Here is a 25,046-nt window from a genome sequence, read left to right on the forward strand (position 1 = left end):
CTCCTACAACAGCGCCTCTTTATCGAGACCGAGTTTGACGATCTTTTCGTTGAGTGTCCGGCGGCCGATCCCAAGCGCTTCGGCGGCGGCATCCATTCGGCCTTTGTGCGCCTTGATAGCTTTGCCGATGAGTTCACGTTCAAAAGCGGCAACCGCTTCGCGCAGCGTATCCGGCACTTCGTCGAAGTGCTGATCGCTTTGGATCGCCTGCGCCACCGACCCTCCTCCGCGTCGGGCCGCCAAAATACGCCGTTCGCAGACATGGCGCAATTCACGTACATTCCCGGGCCAGCTATGTGCAAGCAGGGCGGCCAAATCGTCCTGATCAAGTTCTGGCGCGTCTATCTCATAAACCTGCGCGTATTCGCTCAAGAAATGCGTTGCCAACAAAACAAGATCATCCCGTCTTTGACGCAAAGGAGGCAGAGACAGGACAACGGTATTCAATCGAAACAAAAGGTCCCGACGCAGGCGGCCTTCCTCGGCTGCTAGTACAACGTCTTCGTTGGTTGCCGACACGACCCTGAAGTTTACCGGCACCGGCGACACAGCCCCCACCGGCAGCACCTGCTGATCTTCGATGACTCTTAATAGCTTGGCCTGCACCGCTGGTGGGCACGAGCAGATTTCATCCAGAAACAAGGTCCCACCCGATGCTGCCACAAGCCTTCCGTCGGATTTACCCGCGACACCGAACATTTCCGTCTCAAACGTATCGGTCGACAACGCGGCGCAGTTCAGCGCAAGAAACGGTGCTTCCGGCGAACGGCCCAAATCATGTAAAGCACGGGCAACCAGCTCTTTCCCGGTGCCGGTATCCCCCTGCAACAAAACCGCAACCGAAGTATCGGCAAGGTCAAGTACGTCTTGTCGCAAGTCTGTAATGGCGTCGGTTTGTCCCAGCAGGATGCGGTCAAGGCCTGACAGTTTGAACAGCCTATCTTTAAGGCGTGCATTGCTTTTTCGCATGCGGTTTTGTTCAGCCGCGTGCCTCAGCACCGTCAGCAATCGCCGAGGTTCATATGGCTTTTCGATGAACCCGTATGCCCCGTCCTGTATGGCCTGAACCGCCATCGGGATGTCGCCATGTGCAGAAATCAATACCACCGGAGGCGCCACATGCCTGTCCAGGCTAGCCAGCAATTCAAGTCCCGACATGCCGGGCATACGCACATCGGACAGAATGACATCGGGCGAGGTGTGGGCCAGATGTTCCGTCACTTGGGTCGCGCGTGGCAAAGCGTTGACAGTCCAGCCAGCGACTTCGAGCAACTCAACAAGAGATTGTCGCATCGATTTATCATCATCAACGACCAAGACTTTGAAGGGTTGCGGTTGGGTCATTCGTTCGCTTCTTCAGTAATTGAGGCTATCGGGAAGGTGACACAGAAAATTGTTCCACCGCCATCACGATTTCGGGCCGTCATTGTGCCATCGTGATCTTTGATAATGCTGGTGGAAATGGCCAGTCCCAAGCCCATGCCTCTCCCGCTCTCTCTTGTGGTTACAAATGGCTCTTGCAACTCAGCCAGCGTTGCCTCGCCCAACCCGTGACCGTTGTCCTGAATTTCCAACACCGCTTCATCATCAGTAGCTATGACAGCGATATGGATTTCAGGTGCATCCACTTCGTCCATCGCGTCAATCGCATTGCGCAAAAGATTAGTGATGACCTGTTCGATCCGCAGGGCGCTGCCTCGGACAAAAGCCGGATCCGTCGGCGCATTAACTGAGATTTTCACCTTGCCCTGCTCGATGTTTGGCGCAACCAGAGCCAACGCGGCGTTAACCGAATTGGATAGGTCTACGTCATCGAACGCCTCACTCTCTGACCGTGCAAAAAACCGCAATTGGCGCGTGATCCCTTCCATCCTGTCAACCAGGCTTCCGATTTTTTGCGGCAGCTTGGTCTCACCGGAAGATGAGATCTCTGATGCCACCAGGTGATTGCGTATCGCAGCGATGGGCTGGCCCAGCTCATGCGTGACCGACGCCGATAGTTGCCCCAGAGCCGCCAGTCGGCTTGCGCGCTCCAACTCGCCCTGGGTGCGTTTGAGGCTTCGCTCGGCTGTCTTGCGGTCGTCGATTTCGACGGCAAGCCTTTCGTTTGCCTCGCGTAGCTTTGCTTCTTCCTCTTCGGACCGCGCCAAGGCCGCGCTTACGCGTCTTGCGCGTTGTATCTGGAAAAAGATAAATGTGAGCCCCGCAAAAAGGACAAAAACTGCAGTTACAAGCCAACTGCGCGCAACGGCCTGATCGTCACTTGAAAAATAGTGAAGCGACCAGCCATGGGGTAAATCTGTTGCTGCAAGATGCAGGCGCTTCGTCCCCGCAATTCTGGCCTGATCTCCCGGCAACTCAACCCAATCCAACGCATCTAAGTCTTGCCCCGGAAACTGCCTGGCATTTCGAATCCGTTCTTGCTGTGGTTCTGACAATGGCGTCAACGCGCGATATTGCCAATCTGAGTTCGAAGAAAGCAAAACGACGCCGTCTTCATTGGCCAAAAGAACCTGTTCGCCCGAGTGCTTCCAACTTTCCTGAAGATTAGTGAAATCGATTTTAATCGCTATGACGCCAGTTGAAGCTCCCTGGTCGTCAAGCACAGCGTTGGCGATGAAGTAGCCTGGCAGACCAGTTGTTGCCCCGATGGCATAAAAGCGGCCCTGTTCACCAGAAATGGCAGTTTGGAAATAAGGACGGAAAGCGTAGTTCTGGCCAACAAAGCTCCCTGTGTCGCGGTGGTTCGATGCGGAAATCGTGATCCCGTCTTCGTCCATCAGGTAGATCGCATCCAGTCCTGCCTGCTCCGCAAAATCCTCAAGGCGCCGGTTTAAAGTTCCGGTGCCGTCTCCTTCAGCTGTTCCAATTACAAAGGAATCCTGTGACAGCACATATGTGAGGTGGGAAAATCGTTCGAGTTCGCTGTTTACCGAGCTTTGGTAAAGAGAGAGCCGGCCCTGAGCTTTCGAAAGCTCCTCCGAAACGAAGTACTGGTAAGAAACCAAATAAAGGCCAATGCTGGCGGCAATGGCTACCAAAACACCTACGATATACGAAGCTGATCGCATTGAATGCCCATGAACTGCGACAGCATAGGATCACAGTAGGTTTTAACCGTCCATCCCAAGAATTCTAATTCGACATTTGGATGTTGAGGCCAAACAAGAATGACCGAGTAGTTTGAGAACGCGATGCCATGAACGAACATGCCGAAACAACTATGTGAATTCCGCAAGCAGATTTCGACCCGAAGCGGACCTTCGAATTTGGCGCGGGCGAAGTCCGGTCCCAGCCTCCCACCACTTCCAAAACAAGCGCAGCAATGCTCTGCAAAGCATGCCCCTGCCTCGGCCGGATCCGCTATGCGATTTATGGGGTCACGCCGTTGGAGGAAAAGATAACCCTTGGCTGGAAGCTCACGATGTTCACGCTTTAGCGCGAAACCCACGCAGTGTCCGGAAAAGTCCCCGGAAGTTGCAGGCGATGCCGTTGTAAACAGCACGGGGTCAACTCTTCCAAATATCTATCACATTGTATTTGACGCCTATTCAGGTCGGACTTTTCCCGCCATGTCAGAAGTTGTTGATTTGCGGGAATATCTAAATGATTTTACGTACTTTCCCAAGGCGATGGCGCATTACCCGTTTACTGACCTATCAGTTCCCAGCTACCTGACCGGGAAAACATACAGATCGGGCTCGGTAATAGAATTGCAGACCGAGGCCAAGATTGGTGGTTTGAGCGAAATGTTGCGCCAGGCTGGTTGTAAGACCTCGTCGTATAGCCCAAATCGCACCCGTTTCTGGTCTCATTCAAATGCTTCTCAAGTCTATGCGACAAGCGATGAATTCCAAGAACAGGTTGGTAAGACATTTATGTTGGTATCTGCCGTCCGTGCTACGCCAGAACCTCTGCGGCAAGAAGTTCATGCAATGATGAGCAGGTACCTTTGGAACGGAGAAAATGCTTATAGCCATTACAAACGCCTGTCCGTTCCATTGGTGGAAAAATTCCTTCAAGATGAACCAGATCGGGCGCCCAATGGGCACTATAACTATGTCCACCTCATTCTTCCGCATGGTCCATATGTTCGGTCAGGGGATTGTTCGATCCAAGAAGAAACAAGTTATTTTGAGCAAGCCGAATGTGCGACGCGTTTAATGGCGCGAATAGTCGAAAAACTAAAGGAAATGGAACGCTATAATTCGTCGATCATTGTCTTTCAAAGCGACCACGGTGAGATTTCAGATGCCAAGGCGGGCAATCCAATCGAAGAACTGCCACTTGCAGTGCAGGCGGAATATGATCAGTTGGGTCACAACCTGACCTCAGTGGAGTTCCTGGGGTATTAGATGCACTTCTGCTATTGAAACCTGTGGGAGACGGAACAAACCCGCTTAAGGCATCCGATTTATTGGTTCAGCTTGTGGACATTCCGTCTTCGATTGCAAATCTCGCCGGCCTAGGCATCACTCTAGGTGAAGGGCGTGCCATTTTCTCAAACTATGTTGAACGGGACGTGGACGTCTTTCTCCCAACTCGAAGTATTTCGACTATCAAAAAACGGTCGTCGACAGGTGGCGAAAACCGAACTGCCGGCGTCTTCGGGCATTTTGTATACTCATTGAAGGAAGGCTGGAAATCGCTTCCTGAAATAGACATCGTTCACGAAGGGTGGATGGATGGCGTGTTTTAGGTATCTCTCGCAGTAATCCCCTTTAATAACAACGTTTTTATCTTTCAAAGCAGCACTCCCCGAAATTGCTGCCCGGAAAAACAATGCACAGGCAGATCACTCAACAACCCATTTAAGAACGCCGCCCACTCTTTCCGACGAAGAGGCCGGGCCATGTCACTTTTCGGGTGTATGCGAAGTCTGCAGAAATTCACCACCGTTATTGCGGAGGGGCGCGAGCTTTGTTCCGTATTAGTTCACTGTTTTTGAAGAAAGCTAGGTTGGTTCGATTTCGTCTATCAACACCCGAAGGACAACTATACTGCACTTTGCGGTACTCTCGACGAGTGTGCCGGCATCACATTGAAACAGGATTCGGGAAGTACAGGGACACTGTTCCCTCAAGATCGTCATTGCCCTCAAGATGAGAATTTAAGGAATTGGTAAGGGCCAGATTTGGGAACTCTTCCTGCATGAAGCTTAAGGTTTTTCCGGAAATCGGAAAATGAAACTCTCGCAGGCAGCGCGAAAATGCATCGGCCCCCGCAATTCCAGAATTTAACATTTCGAAAGTCATCTCGTCAGCCTTACTATAGGGCATATCAATTTCACTTACGGTCGATTTATGCCTCCTATTATACGGAAAAACAGTAATCTTAACTTTGACGCTTGAAGTCTGCTTCATAATATTCTGCTTTTGATTTTTTGCACGGCAGTCGCGCCCGCTTTCAGAACCAACTGTTAGTCGTGTCGAAGCCAACCCTCTATTCGCAGACACCAACACTTTAAGCGCGACGTTGTGCAGTTCCGCAATGAGGCACAGGCACCTTCACCATCGCAGCCTTTGAGATTCCTTGCAAGAAGGCGCGGCTTGATCTAGCCATTTTGTCGAAGTACTGGGAACTCGCGTATTTGAAAAAGACAGTAACCAAATGATACAAGCACAGGCGGAACGATGGTCATTCTTGCACGAGGTTCTGCCTATTGAGCGAAACCCCGTTGTCGTTGATGTCGGCGCAAACCCTTTGGAAGACCCAGCCTATAAACCATTGATGACCCAAGGGTTATGCGATGTGGTCGGTTTCGAACCGCAAGAAAGCGCCTATCAGGAGCTGCTTAAGATCAAAGGGGACAATGAAACTTACTTCCCTTTAGCGTTGGGGAACGGAACAGAGGCTGAGCTGAATATATATTCCGGGTCCGGCTTGTCTTCCGTTTTATCATTAAGTGAAAAGACCCGTGCGTTTCTGGGCCGCTCCAAGCGTGCGGCGAAGCGGCTAGATTCTGTTAAAATGCGGACGTCGCGGCTGGACGACATCGAAGAAATTACTAATTTGGACCTGTTGAAAATCGACGTTCAAGGCGCCGAGGTCGACATTTTCGAGAATGGCCGCGAGAAGCTTCGTGATGCGGTCATGATCATTTCGGAAGTCCGGTTTTATGAGCTCTATGAGGGTGAACACCTTTTTGACGAACAAATAAGGGTGCTTCGTAGCATGGGGTTCTCAATTCACAAGTTCATGTCGCTGAAGTCCAACCCCATTCACAATTCTCATATCGGCTATCTCAGGAAAAGACGCTTTGGCAGCCAGCTTTTAGATGGCGATTGTGTCTTCCTGATGAATCTACGGGACGTCGAGGCCGTTTCAAATGAGCAGCTTTGCTGCGCTGCCATACTAGCGGACGCTGTAGTGGAAAGTTTCGATGTCACACTCAAATGCCTTGAGGCACTCCGCAAGCGCAATAGCTTGGACGCCAGCGTCTTAGACAAATACGTCGATATGCTGCCGAACCGCGTAAAGGCTGACCCCTTAAAGAAGCTTAATCATTCATGACCCTGACAGTGCAAGACATTGAACTTTCGGGGTTTTTTTTACCCTATGATGACAACCAACTAATTCGCCGGGATATCCACGAAGATATTGCTGACCCGGAAAGCTATTATAAAAGATACGACCAAAAGACACTTTTCTACGATTGTTTTCTTGATCAAACCGGAACTCAGGTCGTCCTGCTTGGGCCACGGCTTTTTAATCTGAAACGTCTCCTTGAAGACACGGATTTCCGCTTAGATGGGATACCGGTTAAGCCGCTAGCTGTTGAGAAGCTCTCAAGATGTTCCGTCGTTTCGTTGCCAACAGCAGGCGCAAAGCCTGCCGTGCTGACACTCAGCCATGACAGGTTTGGTGGTAATATTCCTGTTGGCGCGTCTTTTGTTGAGGCGTATCGCGACACCAATGCGCTGTTCGCTCTTTCCAAGAACAACGAGCTATCGTGGATTCAGGATTGGCTGTATTACAATCATAAAGTTCATGGGGCAAACGCGGTTGTTTTCGCGGACAACGTGTCGACTAAGTACAGCCGTGACGAACTGGTTCGCGCCATCTCCGCAGTCGAGGGCATAGAGCAGGCAACAGTGGTTCGGGCCCGGTACCGGTTTGGCCCCACGGAAGAAAAATATGACAATGCCTTGTTTCTGCAGCGTTCGCTGGCAGAGCTTTTTCGTCGCCGTTTTCTGGGGGCTGCGCGAGCTGTCATAAACACTGATGTCGATGAGCTTTTCCATTCGAAATCAGGCCGTTCGATCTTTGACGCAACTGCTGAAAGTGAAAGCGGTTATGTCCGAGCCGACGCTCGTTGGGTGTATGTCAGCGACACCAGAGGCGAATTTTTGCGACGGCACCGACATCATGGGTTCGTCACCAAAAGCGGCAAGCCGAAGTCCAACAGGAAATATGCTGTCGCTCCTGCAGGGTCGCAGGCGGGGCGACAGTGGCTTACCCATTTCATTCAGAGCCGCCGGGACCCGGTCGACCCAGATTTTGAACTTTGGCATTTTCGAAACTTGAATACTGGTTGGAAAGAGGATCGCAGCATCAGTAGCGGGGCGCTTGAGGAGTATTCGCCCTTGCAAGACGCGATGTCAGCCGTTTTCGGCGGTAGGGGGGGGCGGCCACCGCTGGTTCCCCTAAGCAGACACCACAATGCGGACCGACAAAAGCTGATTGTAACCGCAATGAAAAACGAGGCTTCATTTATTCTGGAGTGGATAGCGTATCATCGCGCCATCGGCTTTAATAATTTTCTCGTGTATACTAACGATTGCAGCGACCACACAGTCCAGCTTCTGGAGGCGCTGCAAGCGAGAGGATACCTGTCGCATGAGGAAAACCGCGTTTTGCGCCGGGGACCGCAGAAAAGCGCATTGAAATATGCACGCGAGCATCTGGATGCAGAACAGGCGGACTGGGTTCTGGTTTCTGACATAGACGAGTTTCTGAATATTCACATCGGCAACGGCACCGTAGATGAATTGATTGACAGTCTTCCGGGTGCTGATGCCATTCCTGTGACCTGGAAGCTTTTTGGGTGCGGCGATGTAATCGAATATGCCGATCAGCTGGTTACCAACACATTCTTTGATAGTGAACGCTCCATCGGCGACGGCGGCATGGAAAACAGATTTGCAAAAACGCTGTTCCGGCCAACTAATGATATCGAGCGGTTCGGCACCCACGGCCCTATTGTCGTGGAGGGTGCCGATTTCGTCTGGATGTCACCCGACGGGCGGATATTAGGGGAGGACGACAACCTGACGCGCCCAGTCAGCAGCTTTTCCTATGAGGTGGCCCAGATAAACCATTACGCTGTTGGGTCTGTCGACGCGTTCCTCGTTAAGCGTGACCGCGGACGAGTCAACCACTATAGGCAGACAATGGACATGGACTACTGGGCAAAAATGAATAGATCAGGCGCCAAGGACTCCAGTATCTTGCGCCACCGTGACCGCATGCTGGCGGAAATGGATGCGCTGCTCGCGGATCCAGAGATCAAAGCTCTTCATGACAAAGGGGTGGAATGGCGGCGGAAAAAAATCGAAGAATTGAAAGGGAATCTGGTTTTTGCAGAAATGCGGGCCTCTATCCTGGCTAAATTGGGTACAGGAGACTGAACTGGTTTATCCACCAGGGTTCGACCAAGCCTCGGTTCGATGCAGACGCCGCGAACTTAAGCGGTACAAAGCCTTCATCACCCAATAGAAACATCGGTGCGTGTCGACTCAAGCGTAACCCGTGAGTGGTGTTTGGTCTTGACCGCTGCCACTTTGAGCATTCTCACTTATCATTCTTTTTCAATTACTTAACCCTATATCCGACTTTACTCAGCCATGACTGCTATCGGCCTCTCACTCTGTCTGGGGGAGGTCACCGCTGACGTGCAGACAGCAAGACAAACTAGCAAGACGCGTGTGATCTGAACGGGGGCATTTCTCGGAGGGTTTAGCCCGAAGTGCCTAGTCTCTTTCCATGTCCTGATGAACTGACTGGGGTGGTAGGAATCCTTGCCGTGCGAGGATTAGACACAGCTTTTTGGCGAAGCCCGAGAAATTGGTTCGGTTTCGGGGGCACTTCTGACCGCTAGGTCGACCGCTGGTGGGCGGATTACGAGACCGCTATGTCGTCAACCGAAGACCACCCTCGTAGACATAACACTCGGCGGCGCCTAGCGGGTTGCCGGCGGAGTTCCGCTTTGTTTTCTTTTTCCTGAAAGCCGCCATTCGCTTCGCCAGGCATGAATGACTGCCCTGCGGACATAGTTGCCATTCAACAATTTCCGTTGAAAGTCCGCTGTCAAAAAAAGTACCAAAGCCAAGGAATTCGTTCGCGCAGCGAAATTTATGCGCCGTCACGGTAACACTTGCTACTCTATTCTGCCAAGAAATCAATCATTGCACGGGTCTTAGCCGGCAAATTTGAGCGGCTTGCATAGATGACATTCACTCCGGCGGGTGGCGAGCTGTACTCTTCCGGGATCGGAACTAAAAAGCCTCTCGAATTCTCCTTTTGGCAAGCAAGTTCTGGTAGGCGCGTAATGCCGCGACCCGCCAGCGCAAATGCTTTCTCGGTTTGCGCGTCATTGCAGCGAACCTTGGGAGCGATTGGAACATTAATCGTTTCAGAATTTTGCCCGGGATATGTCCAGCTCTGCGAAGATCCATGTGCTGTGAAATCTATCAAATCGTGGTTGGTCAGATCACTGGGATGGATCGGCAGCCCCTTGCGCTCCAAGTACGACGGTGCGGCGACAGTAAGACGTCCGGTCTTGAACAACTCGCGGGTGATGAAGCCCGACGGTCGCAATGCTCCGATCCGCACCAATAGATCAATGCCTTCGGAAATCATGTCGGCGCGTCGCTCGGAGACGTCGATGTTCAAAGTGACATCGGGATAGCGCTCAAGAAATTCGGGAAACCAGTGGTTCAGGCATCCATGGGCGAAGACGACTGGAACGCTCATGCGCAATTCGCCGTAAGGTCTGTCCCCGATGGCATGAAGTCGGCCTTCGATCGGGCGGGTTTATTCTATCATCCTGCGGGCGTTTTCAAAATACGTCTGGCCAGGTTCCGTCAGGCTAATCTTTCGGGTTGTCCGATTCAGCAAACGGGCACCCAGTCAGGTTTAAAGGCGCGCAAGGCACGTGCACGGCTAATGCCCCACCTTGAAGGAAAACACTACCCATGAAGCCTTTGTTCAAATGCGTGCTAACGGCAAACGTACGATTTCGAATTTGGTTTAATCAAAACTCTCACGGCGGCCATCGGTTGAGCGGGTGAAAAAGTCCATTTCCTGTGATTGACACATTCTCTTTCAAACGCAGTTTACGGACTATACATCCGCACCAAATACCACTATCGCCAGGTCTTTCCCGGCATTTGGTGACCCATGCAAGATTTCTCTGACCTTCCGCAAACCTTATCCATAGCACTTTCCCAAAAAGGCTACAGCGGCTTGACGCCTGTACAAAAGGCTGTGTCAGACGAAGCGCTGGCGGGAAAAGATCTGCTTGTCTCTGCGCAAACCGGGTCTGGCAAAACCGTAGGCTTCGGGCTGGCGATGGCGAAAGAGCTTCTCGACAAGCACGGTCGGTTGGACCGACCAGCCGTGCCGCTGGCCATGGTCATCGCACCCACGCGCGAACTGGCCTTGCAAGTCCGGCGAGAGTTCGACTGGCTGTTTGCTGAGGCCGGAATAGTCACTGCGTCAGCCGTCGGTGGCACGGATGCCCGCACCGAGCGCCGGACGATTGAGCGCGGCGCGCATGTCGTGATCGGCACACCCGGACGGCTGCGTGATCATATCTCACGTGGCGTCATCGATCTGAGCGATTTGCGGACTGTCGTTCTCGACGAAGCCGACGAGATGTTGGACATGGGGTTCGCCGAAGACCTTCAATACATCCTTGACCAAACGCCTGAAAACCGCCGCACCTTGATGTTCTCGGCCACTGTTCCGCGAGGAATCGCCAAGCTTGCCCAGACTTACCAGAAGGAAGACGCGCAGCGGATCAAGGTCGGAAACGCAGAAGCACAGCATTCGGACATTACCTATAGCGCCTTGAACGTAGCCCCGTCAGATATCGAAAAAGCGATCATCAATTTGCTGTGCTATCACGACGCACAAACCGCGATCGTGTTTGCAAATACCCGATCCATGGTTGCGCGTCTGACCGCAAAATTCTCCAATCGGGGTTTTTCTGTCGTCTCACTGTCAGGGGAACTCAGCCAGACAGAGCGCACCAATGCACTGCAAGCCTTGCGTGACAGGCGCGCGCAGGTCTGCGTTGCGACAGACGTGGCCGCCCGTGGCATTGATCTTCCAGGGTTGGAGTTGGTGATCCATGCAGATCTCCCATCGAATGCGGAAACTTTACTGCATCGCTCGGGGCGCACGGGCCGCGCCGGGCGCAAAGGAATGTCCATCTTGATCGCACCAGGACGGCACCGCTCGAAGGCGCAACGATTGCTGAAAACGGCCAAGTTGGAGGCCGAATGGGGCGTCCCTCCCTCAGCGGATGAGGTGCTCGCTCGGGAAGAGGAGCGCATCATTTCCAATCCTGCCTTAGATGAGCTGCCAAGCGTCGAGGAAACGGCTTTTGCAGAACGGCTGCTTAAGGGAAGGACACCAGAGCAGGTCGCGGCAGCCTATTTGCGCCTCTACCGAGAGCGCCACTCAGCGCCGGAGATTCTGGGAACGGTGTCAGAGACTAAAAAAAGCAAATCTGAAACGCGCGCGGCGTTTGGGCCAAGCACTTGGTTCTCACTTTCCTTGGGGCGCAAACAGCGTGCAGAGCCGCGTTGGTTGTTGCCAATGCTGTGCCGCAATGCGGGTCTCTCCAAAGACGCCATCGGCGCAATCCGCGTTCAATACCAAGAGACTTTTGTCGAGATTGCCAATGATGCAGTGCCTGCAATGAAAAAAGAATTGGGTGCCGAGCTCACCATAGAGCAAGGTGCGACGCTGACTGAGCTGGCGGGCACACCAGATTTCGATGCCTCGCCTAAGGGGCCGCCTGCGGCACCACATTCATCAGACGACGCTGTCATGAACAAAAGGCCTCGTTCAGGCAAACCGTCAAATGCTGCGCGCACCTCCAAACGCTCAGAGCAAAATGCCCAGATTGCGTCCGAACGCCCAAAGGACAGAAGAAAGCCCGCGGCAAGCACATCGGATAGGCAAGCTAGAGAAGACAAACCAAAGCAGGCAAATGCTTTGCGCTCGCAGCGGACAAGCGAGAACGGAACGGCAAAATCACAGCCCACCGCGAAGGGAAAGAAGGGGCAAAAACGTGACAAGAACGCCTCTGACTCATCTAAATCTCTGAGAGCACGAAAAGCGCTTCACAAGGCTAAAAACAAAGGTTCCAACGCATCTCGTTCAAAACACAGAAACGACAAGGGCGGAGAAGCAAGACCCTTCCGCAAGCCTTCAAAGAGAAGCTGAGCGTTCAGACACCTGTCGGTAGGTGTTGGGAAAAGATATCGAATGTGTCTCTTCGCACAGGCAAACCACAATAGTATGCCCATGCGGCACGTCCACGTCTTTTGGCAGCAATTTAAGGTAAAAATTGAATCCAATGCGACCCCAACTGGCTTTCTGGAGATCACCGATATCGCCGGTATGCGGTTATTTATCTAGAGCCCATCTGGCAGGCGGCGCTCAACCTGCGCGCCGCCGGGTACCGCGATCCAAACCCCGCCTTCGGTATCGACGCTTGCACCGTCAGGAATGCCGTCTTCGTCCTTGTCGAATGCAAAGAGCTCGGACTTTGCCGGGCTGAGTGGTCTCAACACTGCACCCGGTGACTTCGCTAGGAGGCCAGTGGCGCCATCATATTACCTCAGGCAGCGGGGTCGGTTTCAAGCCCGACCTGTCCGGGCAACGTGAACTAGCGGTCGAGGTCCGACACGCACCGCTGAGTTTTACGCGAATGCTTGGCGCGAGGTCAGACGCTTAACTTAAGTTCTGATGACTTCAACACTCTGCATCGAATTTCACATCAGAACCATCGTTGGCTCCTGTGCGTCCAAGGCCGCTCAATACTGAACCAATTCGCAATTCTTCCCTAGATCGATTGCCACGTACAATGCCTTGAGCTAGCTACAAGACGATTACGGGAATTTCTGCCCTTATCGGCAAGCTGGCACAAATTTTCAGGAATCCAGAACATTCGAAGGAAAACGGTACCAGCAAGAATCTTTCTTTGAAGACTCCAGCGCGCCGGAAATAAACGCCATGCCCAGTAACCCGCTTTGCAGGTCGGGCAGCAAGTCGACTCTTTGGTCTCCTCTTATCAAAGCGGCGGCCTCGGCATAAAGCGTTGCAAAACCTTCCAGATAGCCTTCAGGGTGGCCGCCCGGCACGCGCGTGACTGCGTTGGCGGCATCAGAGGCTCCGGCTCCGCCGCGTGTCAGGGTTTGAGTGGGCTGTCCAAAGCGGGTGAAGTGCATATGGTTTGGGTGTTCCTGCGACCATTCCAGCCCACCGCGATCACCGTAGACCCTCAGGCGCAAGCCGTTTTCGTTGCCGACGGCAACTTGACTGGCCCATAGCATTCCCCGCGCGCCGCTGGAATAGCGCAGCAGAATATGGGCGTTGTCATCCACCTGCCGGTCTGGAACCATGCTGGACAGGTCTGCTGCCAGATGCGAGGGGACCTCACCCGTCACGAAATGGGCCAGATTGAAGGCATGGGTGCCGATATCCCCGATGGCCCCTGCCCCGGATCGCGCGGGATCGGTGCGCCAGTCGGCCTGTTTGTTGTCAGACGCGGCGGGTTCCGTCAGCCAGTCCTGCGCGTACTCCACCTGCACCAGCCGCAGTTTGCCTAGATCGCCCGTCTGCACCATCTCACGCGCCTGACGGATCATCGGATAACCGGTGTAATTGTGGGTCAGGATGAAATGCGCAGACGACGCTTCGGCTGCAGTTTTGATCCGTGCGGCATCCTCAGCTGTGGCCGCCAATGGTTTGTCGCAAATGACGTGAATCCCGGCCTCAAGAAACGCGATGGTCGGGTCCGCGTGCATGTGGTTGGGCGTTACGATGGCCACCGCGTCGATGCCGTCGTCACGGGCAGCTTCGGCCTGCGCCATCTGGCGGAAATCAGAATAAGACCGTTCGATGCCCAACTCCTGCGCCGAGGTTTCCGCACGCTGCGGGTCGGATGACAGTGCCCCCGCCACCAGGTCCCATTGTCCATCCAGTCGGGCGGCGATGCGGTGGACGCCACCAATAAAGGCACCCTGCCCGCCCCCGACCATACCCAGTTTCAACGTTTTCATTGGCCCAACCCCAACATGGATCGGATCATGGCCTGATCGACCTCGCCCCCTGCGAAATCGTCAAAGGCCTTGTCCGTGGTTTCGATGATGTGGCGCGCGATGAAAGGCGCGCCCTCGGCGGCCCCCTGTTCGGGGGATTTCAGGCAGCATTCCCATTCCAGCACCGCCCAACTGTCATAGCCGTACTGCGTCAGTTTCGAAAAAATCGCGCTGAAATCCACCTGTCCGTCGCCAAGTGAGCGGAAGCGGCCGGCCCGATTGGTCCAGCCCTGATAGCCAGAATAGACACCTTGCCGCCCAGTCGGGTTGAACTCGGCATCCTTGACGTGAAAGGCGCAGATGCGCTCGTGATAGAGGTCGATGAATTCCAGATAATCCATCTGCTGCAGCAGGAAATGCGAGGGATCATAGTTGATCTGGCAGGCCTCGTGCCCGTCTACGGCGTCGAGGAACATCTCGAAGGTGGCACCATCAAACACGTCCTCCCCGGGGTGGATTTCAAAGCCAATGGCAACGCCCTGATCGGTATAGGCATCGAAGATCGGACGCCAGCGGCGGGCAAGCTCGGCAAAAGCTTCCTCAATCAGACCCTGCGGGCGTTGCGGCCACGGATAAAGATAGGGGAAGGCCAGCGATCCGGTAAAGCTGACGGTCGTATCCAGCCCCATGCGCCGTGCAGCGACGGCGGCTTTCTTGACCTGGTCCACAGCCCAGTCCTGCCGCGCCCGAGGGTCTCCATGCACGGTCTCGGGCGCGAAGGCGTCAAAGGACTGATCGTAAGCGGGATGAACGGCGACCAATTGGCCTTGAAGGTGGGTCGACAGTTCACTGACCTCAACGCCCGCATCGCGGCAGGTGCCCAGCACGTCGTCGCAATAGGTCTGGCTGTCTGCGGCCTTGTCCAGATCGAACAGCCGCCCGTCAAATGTCGGGATCTGAACGGCTTTGTACCCCAGACCCGCTGCCCATTCCGCAATCGATCCCAGCGAATTGAACGGAGCAACATTATCCGCAAACTGCGCCAGAAATAACCCCGGTCCTTTGATCGTACCCGGCATATCAGCCTCCCATGAAAATCCTGTGTGTCAGGCCCCGACCGGGGCCTGACGAGTTAAGGCGATTACTTGCCGCCCCAGCGTTCCGGATAGCCCGGCATGCCTTCGCAGCCACAGGCCGCATAGTGCAGCGGAGGCATGGATGCGTTTACGAAATCACCCAGGTTGTCATTGGTGATCGCCGGCTGCGGCAGGTTCCATTCCGGTCCGGGGATAGCTTCACCATCCAAAATTTTCAAAGCTGCCAGAATGGGCGTGCGCCACTGATAGGTCGGGTAGGTCGGCGCGATGGTGTTCATGCCAATCTCCTGCCATTTCTGCAAAAAGTCCTGCTGGTCCTCGCCAGTGACGATCGGCACGTCCAGACCCATATCCTCGAACGCTTCGATCGCCGCGACCGAGGTTGCGCCCGCGTCCATCCAGACCGCGCCCAACTGGTTGCCGCGCTGGATATAGTCCTCGACAATCGCCTTAGTCTTGGCGCGGTCGCCATCAGTGAACTCGGCACCGACGATGTTCAGACCGGCTTCTTCCAGAATGCGCTTGGCGGCAGAGTAGCGGGTTTCCAGAACGTCCACGCCGGGCAGGATGCGTAGCATCAATACGTCCGAGCCTTCGGGCGCATTGGCGGCGATGAATTCACCGGACTGGATGCCAAAGCCATAGCCGCCGACTGGCTTGATGAACGTGACCGGGCAATCGGTATTCACGCCACGGTCAAACACGATCACTGGCAGTTGCTCGCAGGCTTTTTCAACAGCAGGGGTCAAGGCAGCCGTTGTGTTGGGGGACACGATCAGCGCGTCACAGGTGCCACCGGCCAGCAGGTCCTCGATATCGGCGATCTGTTTGTCGTCCGAGCCTTCGGCATCGGTTACAACGAACTCGGCGATGTTGTCATGTTGTTCGACCTCGGCCTGCATGGTGTTCCAACCAACCACGCGCCAAGGGTTGTTCACGCCTGCGTTCGAGAAACAGATCGTGTGCGGGCCATCTTTCTTGAAGCCCGAAGTATCCGCCATCACGTCGCCATAGTACTGCAGCCAAGGGGTTGTCGCATCGCCATTGGCTGCCGCGCCCAGCATGTCTTTTTGTTTTGCGAATTCGACCGGGTCGTCGAAGTTCTGCGCTTGGGCGGGCAAAGCCAACGCCAGCGTTGTCAGGGCTGTTGCCGTGAATTTGTTGATCATTCTTGTTTCCTCCTCTGAATTGCTTGGGGCGCCTATCCCCCGGATCGGCGTCGTCGGTATCCGGCGATCACAACCGCCGAGATCAAAATCAGCCCTTGCACCACGTCACGGATGGGTTTGGGAAAGCCCAAAATGTTGAGCAGCGTGAACATCGCCTGCAACACCAGCGCGCCTGCGATGGTGGCCCCCACGGTGCCGCGCCCGCCAAGTAACTGCGCCCCGCCAATGACGGCAGCGGTGATGGCCTGCAATTCCAGCCCGACCCCCACATCGGTGGACACGCCCGCGAACCCGCCCAGCAATATTCCTGCGAGTACAGCCGAGACCGAAGACATGACAAAGGCGACAATTCGGGTTTCCGTGAGTGGGACTCCGGCTAACAATGCGGCCTTTGGGTTGTCGCCCATGGCGATCAGCCGCTTGCCATAGTTGGTGCGGTGCATCAGCCACCACATCGCGACGCAGACCACGACCATCACGATCACCGCAACGGGCAGGATTTTGATCAGCGGCAAGTCCTTAATCAGATAACGGCCGAAGAACCGGAAATTTTCGGGCAGGTATCCGCGCGGCGCTCCGCCCGACCATGTCAGGGCAATCCCGCTGAGGGTGATCATCATCCCCAGCGTAGCAATGATCGACGGCACCTTGAGCCACGACACCACCAGCGCGTTCACCGTGCCGACGATCACACCAACCCCCAGCATGGCCAGGATAACCCACCACGTCGCGCTGGCATCCCCGTCCAGCAGGATCGAGCTTCCGATCACCGTCAGCGTCACCAATGCCCCCGCCGACAGGTCGAACCCGCCCGAGTTGATGACATAAAGCTGCCCCACCGCCAAAATCGCAATTGGCGCGGCCCGTTTCAGGAAATTCATGTACCCGGCCGGTTGCAGGAAATACGGCGAAAGGACTGCGATCGCCACGAATAGCAGAGCCAGAACCAGAAAGACCGGGTTGATCTGTTTCAGTCGGGCCATCATGCCTCGATCCTCCGGCTGCGCACGGCGTAGACGGCGACCGCGGCCACGATTATGACCCCGCGCAGGATTTGTTTGGCAAAGGCATCAACGCCCGCAATGTTGAAGATCGAGTCGATCAGAGAAAAGATCATCACGCCCATCAGCGTGCCCCAAACCCCGCCGCGACCGCCGGACAGAGCCGTTCCGCCAATCACCACCACAGCGATGGATTCCAGATCATAAACCCCGTCCCGACCGATCCACGGCGCGCCCGAGCGTAAGCGGCTTGCCAGATAGAGCCCCGCGATGGTGGCGCAGACCGAGCAGATCACATGCGCCATGATAACGACGCGCGTCGTCCGAATCCCCGCAAGCTTGGATGCGTCAGGGTTGCCACCGACCGAATAGATATTGGAGCCTGCGCGGGTAAAGCGCAGAAAAACCCACGCGGCCACGGTCAGCGCGATCAGGAAAATCAGACTGATCGAGATGCCGCCAACCTGCCCATAGGCAAAGACCTGAAACTCTTCCGGAACCTCTCCGGCAAAGTTGTTGAAGGTCGCGCTCAGCAGCCCTTGCAGGATCAGCGCCATGCCCAACGTGGCGATCAGCGGATTGACCTCAAACTGGGTGATCACAAGACCGTTGATCAGGCCGACCACAACGCCCACGGCCAACACCGCCGCAATTGCAGGCAGCATCATGGATGGATCACCCGACATGATAGAGGACGCAAGCACCGCCGAAACCGAGATCAGGTTAGCCACGCTAAGGTCGATCGAGGCGATCAGGATGGCAAAGGTCTGCCCAATCGCTGTGATCCCCAACGCGATGGAGCGCCCCAGCAGGCCCAGAAGATTCTCGGCCGTCAGATATTGGGTCTGCCGGGTTGCAATCGCGACAGAGACATAGACCGCGATAGCCGCCAAAAGCAGCAGGAATGGGGCCAGCGCGGCAAGATTTTTAGGTCTTGGGATATTCATGAGGCTTCCAATTCCAGATGCGCCTCTGTCGCGGCGTGCATGACTTCGGTTTCGCTGGCGCCATGTCCGAACTCGGCCACGATCTTGCCGTCGCTCATAACCAGCACCCGGTCCGAGATGCCCAACACCTCGGGCAGGTCGGATGAGATCGCCATGACTGCCGCCCCCTGTTGCGCCAGTTTGCGCATCTGAGCGTAAATCCCCGCCTTGGTGTTGACGTCGATGCCTCGGGTTGGTTCGACAAAGATCAAAACCTTAGGGGCCAAGGACAGCCAGCGCGCAACGATGGCCTTTTGTTGATTGCCACCGGACAGAGACTGAATCTCGACCTCGTAATTCGCAGCGCGCAGATCGAACGCATCAAAAAGCGCGTCCATCTGATCGAGCGTTGTGATCGGCGTTTTATCCGGCGCGCCCAAGGTGCCGGAAAAGGCCCGGGCCGAAATCATGCCGTTGTCACGGACCGATTGCATCAGCATCAACCCCTCGGCCTTGCGGTCGCCGGGCAGCATCGCAATCCCGGCCTTGGCGGCGCTGCGCGGGCTGGTAAGAGAGACAGATTTCCCATCGACTGTCACGGTGCCGGTTTCAAACGACTCTGCCCCGAACAAAGCCAGCGCCAGCGCTGTGCGACCTGCCCCCTGAACGCCTGCAAACCCGGTGATCTGGCCTGCGCGCAGCTCAAGATCAATGTCGAACAACCGGTCATTACCGCCACCACGCACTGTCAGAACCGCATCGCCGATTTCTTCCGGTGTCGCAGGTTCGGGATAGAAGTGCCCAATATCGCGCCCGACCATGGCTTCGACGATCCGGCCGGTTTCGGGCACATGGTCAAAGGCAGCAGCGACTTTGCCATCCTTGATCACTGTGACACGGTCCGCCAGACGACGGATTTCGCGCATACGGTGGGTAATGTAGACAATCGAGCGGCCCTGACCGCGCAGATCATCAACCAGTTGGAATAGCAGATCACACTCGGTATCGTTGAGGGCCGCAGTCGGCTCGTCCATGACGATCACTTGCGCATTCAGCGACAAAGCCTTGGCAATCTCGACCATTTGCTGTTGCGCGACATCCAGATCGCTAACCAAAGTTTCCGGGCCGAAACGATGACGGTCGCCAAACAGCGCCAGCACGTCCTGCGTTTCGCGCCGCATCTTCTCGGTATCCAGCAGGCCCCAACTGCGTGTGGGTTCACGTCCCAGAAAGATATTCTGGGCAACCGTTCGGTCGGGCAGCAGCGAGAATTCCTGATAAATCACGCTGACGCCTTGCGCGAGCGATTCAAGCGGGTGCTGGAACCGGACCTTCTGACCGCGCAGGAAAATATCGCCCTCTTCAGCCTGATAGACGCCCGACAGCACCTTCATCAAAGTGGACTTGCCCGCGCCATTTTCGCCGACCAGAGCGTGAACCTCGCCCGCACGGGCGGAAAAACTGACCCCGTCCAGTGCCTTGATGCCGGGAAACACCTTGGTGATCCCCTTCATCTCAAAGATGATATCGCCGCTCATGCCTGCGCCCACCCATTGCGAATGAACATGGCACTGTCGCGAAACAACTGCGGATGATCCTCGAACATCGGCCGCCAGATCCGGGTGGCTGCAGCAAGTTCAGGGACGCCTGCGCCAAAGGCCTCCATCACCACCCATCCGTCAAATCCGGTCTTCTTGACAGCAGAGAACACCGCACCAAAGTCGATCTGTCCCGTGCCGGGCGTGCCCCGGTCGTTTTCCGAGGCATGCAGAACGTTGATATGACCGGACAGGGAGGCAATCGCCTGTGCCTGATCCTTTTCCTCAATATGCGCATGGAAGGTGTCGTACATGATCCCAAAAGCCGGGTGTCCGACCAGCTCACAATACTGCGCGGCCTGTTCGGCAGTATTCAGGAAATGGGTTTCGAACCGGTTCAAAGGCTCCAAAGCCAGCAGCATGCCGCGCTTGGCCGCTGTGTCTGCCATGTCGCGATGGGCTTCTGCGCCGCGCTGCCATTCGTCAGCCGTCGGGCCGCTGCCGGTAAAGTGTCCGATGGGCGCATGAAAAGGCCCGCCGATCGTTTGCGCGCCAAGTGCCGTCGCACAATCCAGTAACCAATTCAGATGCGCGACACCTCTGGCCCGAACCTGAGGATCTGGGCTGGTTGGATCTGCTTTGGGGTCAGGAACAATCGCGGTGCAGGTCCTCTCAAGCCCGAGCGCATCGAGTTGAGCGCCCAGCCAGGCGTAGTGGTCTGGCTGCCCTTCCAAGACGGGAATTTCGACACCGTCATACCCGGCCTCAGCAGCAAGCTGACAGAAATCCAGTTGCGCTTCGCCGATCAGCCCTCCAACGCATAGAAGATTAACTCCCAGCTTCATTTCCCCTCCCAAGGCCAAAAAAGCATCTTTGCCGCGAATCTATGTAATCGTTTTCATGATGAATGTAAACCATTACATTTTTTGTTTCACGCTGCTATAAGCTTTCAACATGACAAGAAGTTCGACCAAAAGGCCCACAGTTCGGGATGTTGCCAGAGTTGCCGGTGTCTCAACCGCAACGGTCAGCCGGGCATTACAATCTCCTGATATCGTGTCCAAAAAAACTCGGGATGCGGTTTTTGCGGCAGTCTCCGAGACAGGATACAGCGTCAATACAGCAGCACAGATGCTGCGGCGCAACCGGTCGGGTACGGTTTTGGTTATCCTTCCGGATATTGCCAACCCATTCTTTTCCAAGATCCTGTCGGGCATTGAAGAGGTCGCGACCCGCGCCAGTCTGACGATCCTGATCGGCAACACCAATGGGGACGACGCGCGCTATGAAAATATCCTCGAAAACCTGCGCAACGGGCGCGCGGACGGGGCCTTGATTCTGAACGGAACTGCCCCCCCTGACGGAATGCTGCCCGAGGGCACTCCGATCGTGTCAATCTCGGAACGTCCAGAGGGCGCAGGCTACGCGCATGTCGGGACCGACAACCAGAAGGCCGCGTTTGATGCCACGCAATATCTGCTTGCCCAGGGGCATCAGAGGATCGCGCATGTCACCGGACCTGAAGGCAATGCACTGACAAAAGACCGGCGCGCCGGATATATTCAGGCGATGACGGAAACCGGCCTAACGGATCAAATCTGCACCATTCCCGGCGGCTTCACTTACGGCGATGGAGAGCGGGCAGCGGATCACCTGTTCGCGCAGCATCCAGATACCACCGCTGCGTTCTGCGCAAATGACGAATCCGCGATGGGCGTCATCCGGGGCCTTCAGAAACATGGATACTCGGTCCCCGGCGAAATTTCCGTCATGGGCTTCGACGACGTGCCGTTTTCACGGATTTTTCAGCCTGAACTGACGACGGTGCATCAGGCGCGGAATCTCATCGGACAACGTGCGATGGAGATCCTTCTGGACCTACTCGAAGACAATACAGCACCTGCAGAATTGATGTACTTGGACCACACCATCGTGACACGAAACAGCGTTGCCAGACCGCGTTCATAAGGGTCAAGAGTAGCTGAGGGCCAAACCCTCTTTGAGTGTTTTCCGCCCCATCCGTCGCCTCCTGTATTCGCCAGCGAGTAAGATACGCGCCCATCCGAACACGGCAATGTTGATGAACTCGGTGCCATTGTCCGAAACGATGGTTATTGGAGCACCCTGCTGACCAATCAGTCGGTCCAATTCCCTCGTGACCCGCAAGCCAGATAGCAATTTGCCGCCAACCAGCACCAGGTTCTCTCTCCCGCGGCCATCCACCAGAGTCACGATAAGGAAGCGACGGCTGTCAATCTGCGCATCAGATCCGAATTCGAGGCCTCAGAGCTCGTTAGCTCTATCCAGCACGACCACCGGCCTTATGGTAACCAGAACCCGATGGAGTATGAGAAATGAACAGAAACGGGAAAATAGAGAGACCCCAGTGTCTACGTTCCTGATCAATTATATTAGACGACGAAGAGGGTTTGGGGGAAAGAGGACCCAATGCACTCGCTACCAATCACACGCGACCTTATGAGCGACTGATTTTCAACCCCAGAGAGATCACGCGATGGCGTACAACACCCATTCACCCTGAATTCCCTTGAAACGGTGGGTCCCAACTTGCTCAAACTCCAGACCCGAACCAGCCGTCAGTTCTCGAACAATGGATGACACGCGGCACGAACCTCCGGGCGTTACATCTAGGATTCGGGCGGCCATGTTGACCGCGATGCCTGAAACATCCTGACCGCGAAGCTCGCATTCTCCGGTGTGAACACCAGCGCGCAGAGTAAGCCCCAGTTTTGACATTTCGGACTGAAGCTCGCGCGCGCAACAGACGGCTCGGCTCGGCCCAGAGAATGTGGCCAAAACACCGTCGCCCAATGTCTTCACGAGGTTGCCTCCATGACGGGCGATAATTCGAGCCGCTGTGGTGTCATGGGCATCAATCAACTCTCTCCGGCGAGTATCCCCCATTTGTTCCGCAGCTTTGGTCGATCCTTCAATGTCGGTCATCACAATCGTTGCCAGGATACGGTCGCCAAACTCAGCGCTTTCCGGGGCGCCTACGAACTTTGCAATCTCGTCTGCAACTTCATCTACGTCGCCGACCCATGGCAGGTGATCTTCACGCTCAAGTATCTTCAGGCTTCCATACGGAAGGGTGTCGGAAATGTACTCTGCCTCGTCGAGCGAGACTGAACGGTCGCCGCGCGAATGGAGCACCAGCGCAGGGACATGCACGGCGGATAGGATTGGCCGAATATCGAGTTCATAATTTAATCGGGTGATGTTTACCGCAGTTCCAGGGCTGCCAGACTGGACCAATAGCCGACTCATAAACGCTTGTTCGGCGGGATCTTCCCAGACGCTTGGGGCACGCTCGGACAGAAACTCGGCAGTATCGCCCCAGTTCTGTTGCATATTCTCAAGAAACTTTTCGAAATCGCCCCGCCGCACCCCGAAGGGCCAGTCAGGTTTCCAAGCGCGGCATGCCTAGGAACCGACGAGAACGACATTGCTGACCCTTTCTGGATAGCTGGCAGCGAACATTGTCGTCATGTTGCCGCCTTCGCTAACACCAAATATTGATGCTTTTTCCGAGCCCGTCGCGTCCAGAACAGCACGTATGTCATCGGTGCGCTCTTCCAGCGTTGGGGCACCCACCTCACGATCGGACATCCCAGTTCCGCGCTTATCGAACAAGATAAGTCTGCTACGCCCAGCCAACTTTGAAAGGAAACGGTTGTACCCAGGGTGTTCCCAAACAACATCTATGTTGTGAAGCCACCCGGATGCGTAAACTAAATCCACAGGACCATCACCTACGACCTGGTAGGCTACCGCGACGTTACCGGCCGATGTGAACTTAGTCTGTGGTTTATCCATCTCCTGCGCCCCAAGACGTTCATTTGTTGAAAATGGACCAATGCCGTTTCTGCGACAAGTGCCGGGTGTTTAACGACCGATTGCAATGGCTGGTTTCAGGCTTAAGCCAGCTATTGCAATCGTCAAAGTCAGACTTTCTGTTGATGTACCCTGGCCATTGCCGCATAGAGGCGGGGTGCAGGGTGCTTGTCGGGCCGTGCGCCCAGAGGGCAGGCAGCAAATGCCAGACGTAGAAACCTCTAGAACCTCTCCCGGCAGTCATCACACCGGACGGGAACCTATGTCACTCCAGCCTCAAAAGGAAAGGTCTGCACTAGCGGCCATTGACCCGGCTCGCCTGCGGGTCATAAAACGCGCCGCGTTGTTCCTGCTGGGTCCATTCTATTTCCTGTACATCGCCTTTGTGCCCTTGCTTTGCGGTAAACGACAAGGTTTTCGCGGCTGGTACTGGCCGCTGGTCAAACGTGCCTGTTCGCGGCTTCTGTGGCTGCTGAGTATCCGAACAGAGATGACACAAGCGGATAGGGCCGCACTGACCGCCGACACCAACAGCATCATCGTGATCAACCACCGCAGCCATCTGGATGGGTTCGCTTTGATGGACGTCATGCCCGACGCCAAGTGGATCACCTTCGCCGCCAAAAAGGAGCTGTGCGATGCGGCTCTGCTACGCCGTGGATTCAAGGGCGCAGGGCTGGTAGAGATTGACCGGAAAAGTGGCGCGGTGGCGCTTGAGACGCTTACCGAGGCCGTCCGAGCTATGCCTGAACGCCGCTCTGTCGTGTTGTTCCCAGAGGGCACGCGCACCAGTTCCGAAAGCCTCGGCACGTTCAAAGCCGGAGCCGTCATAGTCGCGCGCGCCACCGGCCGCACGATACGGCCCATTGTAATTCACGCATCCGACGCGCTTATGCCGCGCGACAAACACTTGCCCAAAAGCGGGACGATCCGGGTCGAGGTACTGCCGTCATTCACCTGCGATCACTCCGTTTCAGTGGACGAAGACGTGGATCGCCTTAGAAACGAAATGGTGACCGTTTTCGACGCAGGGTTAAGTAAGTAGGTCTGTGATCCTTCGCTGCCCCGGCATTTCCAACAGCCTGACTAAGGTCCGCCTTGGGCACGCATCGATTTCGCGCTGCATTAGGCTTGACCGACAGCTCCACCCCAACCCACCGGCACCTGTGGCGACCCGTGTC

Annotated in this window: 21 protein-coding genes; 6 read left to right on the forward strand and 15 right to left on the reverse strand. The window is 55.4% G+C overall.

Annotated features, from left to right (window positions below):
• Positions 1-3: 3 nt before the first annotated feature.
• Entirely contained in the window at positions 4-1,344 is a 1,341-nt protein-coding gene (locus GOV87_RS11670) for a sigma-54 dependent transcriptional regulator (protein ID WP_171211879.1), read from the reverse strand.
• Positions 1,341-3,041, reverse strand: a complete 1,701-nt coding sequence (locus GOV87_RS11675) for an ATP-binding protein (RefSeq protein WP_371813499.1) — start codon at positions 3,039-3,041, stop codon at positions 1,341-1,343. Before GOV87_RS11675 ends, GOV87_RS11670 begins: the two co-directional genes overlap by 4 nt.
• Before the next feature lie 366 nt (positions 3,042-3,407).
• Here GOV87_RS11675 and GOV87_RS11680 point away from each other — a divergent pair, with 366 nt between their 5' ends.
• Complete coding sequence (locus tag GOV87_RS11680) at positions 3,408-4,355, forward strand: sulfatase-like hydrolase/transferase (RefSeq protein WP_371813500.1); 948 nt, start codon at positions 3,408-3,410, stop codon at positions 4,353-4,355.
• Positions 4,356-5,036: 681 nt separating this feature from the next.
• Here the strand turns inward: GOV87_RS11680 and GOV87_RS11685 are convergent.
• Positions 5,037-5,363 (reverse strand): hypothetical protein, encoded by a 327-nt coding sequence (locus GOV87_RS11685; RefSeq protein WP_171123310.1) that lies wholly within the window; start codon positions 5,361-5,363, stop codon positions 5,037-5,039.
• A gap of 247 nt (positions 5,364-5,610) precedes the next feature.
• Here GOV87_RS11685 and GOV87_RS11690 point away from each other — a divergent pair, with 247 nt between their 5' ends.
• On the forward strand, positions 5,611-6,513 hold the full coding sequence (locus tag GOV87_RS11690; protein ID WP_171123312.1) for an FkbM family methyltransferase: 903 nt from the start codon (positions 5,611-5,613) through the stop codon (positions 6,511-6,513).
• Entirely contained in the window at positions 6,510-8,630 is a 2,121-nt protein-coding gene (locus GOV87_RS11695) for a glycosyltransferase family 2 protein (RefSeq protein ID WP_171211882.1), read from the forward strand. Before GOV87_RS11690 ends, GOV87_RS11695 begins: the two co-directional genes overlap by 4 nt.
• A 754-nt stretch (positions 8,631-9,384) precedes the next feature.
• Here the strand turns inward: GOV87_RS11695 and GOV87_RS11700 are convergent.
• Complete coding sequence (locus GOV87_RS11700) at positions 9,385-10,026, reverse strand: substrate binding domain-containing protein (RefSeq protein ID WP_371813507.1); 642 nt, start codon at positions 10,024-10,026, stop codon at positions 9,385-9,387.
• A 441-nt stretch (positions 10,027-10,467) separates the two neighbouring features.
• On the opposite strand from GOV87_RS11700, the gene GOV87_RS11705 reads away from it, so the two are divergent.
• Entirely contained in the window at positions 10,468-12,459 is a 1,992-nt protein-coding gene (locus GOV87_RS11705; RefSeq protein ID WP_371813501.1) for a DEAD/DEAH box helicase, read from the forward strand.
• A gap of 191 nt (positions 12,460-12,650) precedes the next feature.
• Here the strand turns inward: GOV87_RS11705 and GOV87_RS11710 are convergent, their stop codons facing one another.
• The 8 genes from GOV87_RS11710 to GOV87_RS11745 form a co-directional block, all read right to left on the reverse strand.
• Positions 12,651-12,806 carry an SMP-30/gluconolactonase/LRE family protein gene (locus tag GOV87_RS11710; RefSeq protein ID WP_217360839.1) on the reverse strand — a complete coding sequence of 52 codons (156 nt, stop codon included), beginning with the start codon at positions 12,804-12,806 and terminating at the stop codon, positions 12,651-12,653.
• Between the two features lie 363 nt (positions 12,807-13,169).
• Positions 13,170-14,300: a Gfo/Idh/MocA family protein gene (locus tag GOV87_RS11715; RefSeq protein ID WP_254447364.1), complete on the reverse strand. Its 1,131-nt coding sequence runs from the start codon at positions 14,298-14,300 to the stop codon at positions 13,170-13,172.
• Entirely contained in the window at positions 14,297-15,358 is a 1,062-nt protein-coding gene (locus GOV87_RS11720) for a sugar phosphate isomerase/epimerase (RefSeq protein WP_171211886.1), read from the reverse strand. The genes GOV87_RS11715 and GOV87_RS11720 overlap by 4 nt, the downstream gene beginning before the upstream one ends.
• 62 nt (positions 15,359-15,420) lie before the next feature.
• Positions 15,421-16,545, reverse strand: coding sequence for a substrate-binding domain-containing protein (locus tag GOV87_RS11725; RefSeq protein WP_171211887.1), 1,125 nt, complete (start codon positions 16,543-16,545; stop codon positions 15,421-15,423).
• A 32-nt stretch (positions 16,546-16,577) separates the two neighbouring features.
• Positions 16,578-17,531, reverse strand: a complete 954-nt coding sequence (locus tag GOV87_RS11730) for an ABC transporter permease (RefSeq protein ID WP_171211888.1) — start codon at positions 17,529-17,531, stop codon at positions 16,578-16,580.
• Positions 17,528-18,493 carry an ABC transporter permease gene (locus tag GOV87_RS11735; RefSeq protein WP_171211889.1) on the reverse strand — a complete coding sequence of 322 codons (966 nt, stop codon included), beginning with the start codon at positions 18,491-18,493 and terminating at the stop codon, positions 17,528-17,530. Before GOV87_RS11735 ends, GOV87_RS11730 begins: the two co-directional genes overlap by 4 nt.
• Positions 18,490-20,010 (reverse strand): sugar ABC transporter ATP-binding protein, encoded by a 1,521-nt coding sequence (locus GOV87_RS11740; RefSeq protein WP_171211890.1) that lies wholly within the window; start codon positions 20,008-20,010, stop codon positions 18,490-18,492. Before GOV87_RS11740 ends, GOV87_RS11735 begins: the two co-directional genes overlap by 4 nt.
• The gene (locus GOV87_RS11745) at positions 20,007-20,855 is read right to left on the reverse strand and encodes a sugar phosphate isomerase/epimerase (RefSeq protein ID WP_171211891.1); all 849 of its coding nucleotides are present in this window, start codon (positions 20,853-20,855) and stop codon (positions 20,007-20,009) included. The genes GOV87_RS11740 and GOV87_RS11745 overlap by 4 nt, the downstream gene beginning before the upstream one ends.
• 109 nt (positions 20,856-20,964) lie before the next feature.
• Between GOV87_RS11745 and GOV87_RS11750 the strand changes: the two genes are divergently transcribed.
• Complete coding sequence (locus GOV87_RS11750) at positions 20,965-21,978, forward strand: LacI family DNA-binding transcriptional regulator (RefSeq protein WP_171211892.1); 1,014 nt, start codon at positions 20,965-20,967, stop codon at positions 21,976-21,978.
• A 3-nt stretch (positions 21,979-21,981) separates the two neighbouring features.
• Here GOV87_RS11750 and GOV87_RS11755 read toward each other — a convergent pair whose 3' ends face one another.
• The 3 genes from GOV87_RS11755 to GOV87_RS11765 all read right to left on the reverse strand — a co-directional run bounded on the left by GOV87_RS11755 (position 21,982) and on the right by GOV87_RS11765 (position 23,847).
• Entirely contained in the window at positions 21,982-22,158 is a 177-nt protein-coding gene (locus tag GOV87_RS11755) for a hypothetical protein (protein WP_171211893.1), read from the reverse strand.
• A gap of 360 nt (positions 22,159-22,518) precedes the next feature.
• On the reverse strand, positions 22,519-23,382 hold the full coding sequence (locus GOV87_RS11760) for an adenylate/guanylate cyclase domain-containing protein (RefSeq protein WP_171211894.1): 864 nt from the start codon (positions 23,380-23,382) through the stop codon (positions 22,519-22,521).
• 72 nt (positions 23,383-23,454) lie between these two features.
• Positions 23,455-23,847: an alpha/beta fold hydrolase gene (locus tag GOV87_RS11765; protein ID WP_171211895.1), complete on the reverse strand. Its 393-nt coding sequence runs from the start codon at positions 23,845-23,847 to the stop codon at positions 23,455-23,457.
• 280 nt (positions 23,848-24,127) lie between these two features.
• On the opposite strand from GOV87_RS11765, the gene GOV87_RS11770 reads away from it, so the two are divergent.
• A complete protein-coding gene (locus GOV87_RS11770; protein WP_171211896.1) occupies positions 24,128-24,910 on the forward strand; it encodes a lysophospholipid acyltransferase family protein in 783 nt (260 codons plus the stop codon).
• Positions 24,911-25,046: the final 136 nt, after the last annotated feature.

Source organism: Ruegeria sp. HKCCA5426, assembly GCF_013034585.1.
Lineage (GTDB): Bacteria > Pseudomonadota > Alphaproteobacteria > Rhodobacterales > Rhodobacteraceae > Ruegeria.

Excerpts from the sequence above, each read along its gene's own strand:
- GOV87_RS11760 (WP_171211894.1), bottom strand. The coding sequence starts at position 23,382 with ATGCAACAGAACTGGGGCGATACTGCCGAGTTTCTGTCCGAGCGTGCC.
- GOV87_RS11730 (WP_171211888.1), bottom strand. The coding sequence starts at position 17,531 with ATGATGGCCCGACTGAAACAGATCAACCCGGTCTTTCTGGTTCTGGCT.
- GOV87_RS11725 (WP_171211887.1), bottom strand. The coding sequence starts at position 16,545 with ATGATCAACAAATTCACGGCAACAGCCCTGACAACGCTGGCGTTGGCT.
- GOV87_RS11740 (WP_171211890.1), bottom strand. The coding sequence starts at position 20,010 with ATGAGCGGCGATATCATCTTTGAGATGAAGGGGATCACCAAGGTGTTT.
- GOV87_RS11735 (WP_171211889.1), bottom strand. The coding sequence starts at position 18,493 with ATGAATATCCCAAGACCTAAAAATCTTGCCGCGCTGGCCCCATTCCTG.
- GOV87_RS11745 (WP_171211891.1), bottom strand. The coding sequence starts at position 20,855 with ATGAAGCTGGGAGTTAATCTTCTATGCGTTGGAGGGCTGATCGGCGAA.
- GOV87_RS11690 (WP_171123312.1), top strand. The coding sequence starts at position 5,611 with ATGATACAAGCACAGGCGGAACGATGGTCATTCTTGCACGAGGTTCTG.
- GOV87_RS11765 (WP_171211895.1), bottom strand. The coding sequence starts at position 23,847 with ATGGATAAACCACAGACTAAGTTCACATCGGCCGGTAACGTCGCGGTA.
- GOV87_RS11685 (WP_171123310.1), bottom strand. The coding sequence starts at position 5,363 with ATGAAGCAGACTTCAAGCGTCAAAGTTAAGATTACTGTTTTTCCGTAT.
- GOV87_RS11770 (WP_171211896.1), top strand. The coding sequence starts at position 24,128 with ATGTCACTCCAGCCTCAAAAGGAAAGGTCTGCACTAGCGGCCATTGAC.
- GOV87_RS11720 (WP_171211886.1), bottom strand. The coding sequence starts at position 15,358 with ATGCCGGGTACGATCAAAGGACCGGGGTTATTTCTGGCGCAGTTTGCG.
- GOV87_RS11670 (WP_171211879.1), bottom strand. The coding sequence starts at position 1,344 with ATGACCCAACCGCAACCCTTCAAAGTCTTGGTCGTTGATGATGATAAA.
- GOV87_RS11750 (WP_171211892.1), top strand. The coding sequence starts at position 20,965 with ATGACAAGAAGTTCGACCAAAAGGCCCACAGTTCGGGATGTTGCCAGA.
- GOV87_RS11715 (WP_254447364.1), bottom strand. The coding sequence starts at position 14,300 with ATGAAAACGTTGAAACTGGGTATGGTCGGGGGCGGGCAGGGTGCCTTT.
- GOV87_RS11695 (WP_171211882.1), top strand. The coding sequence starts at position 6,510 with ATGACCCTGACAGTGCAAGACATTGAACTTTCGGGGTTTTTTTTACCC.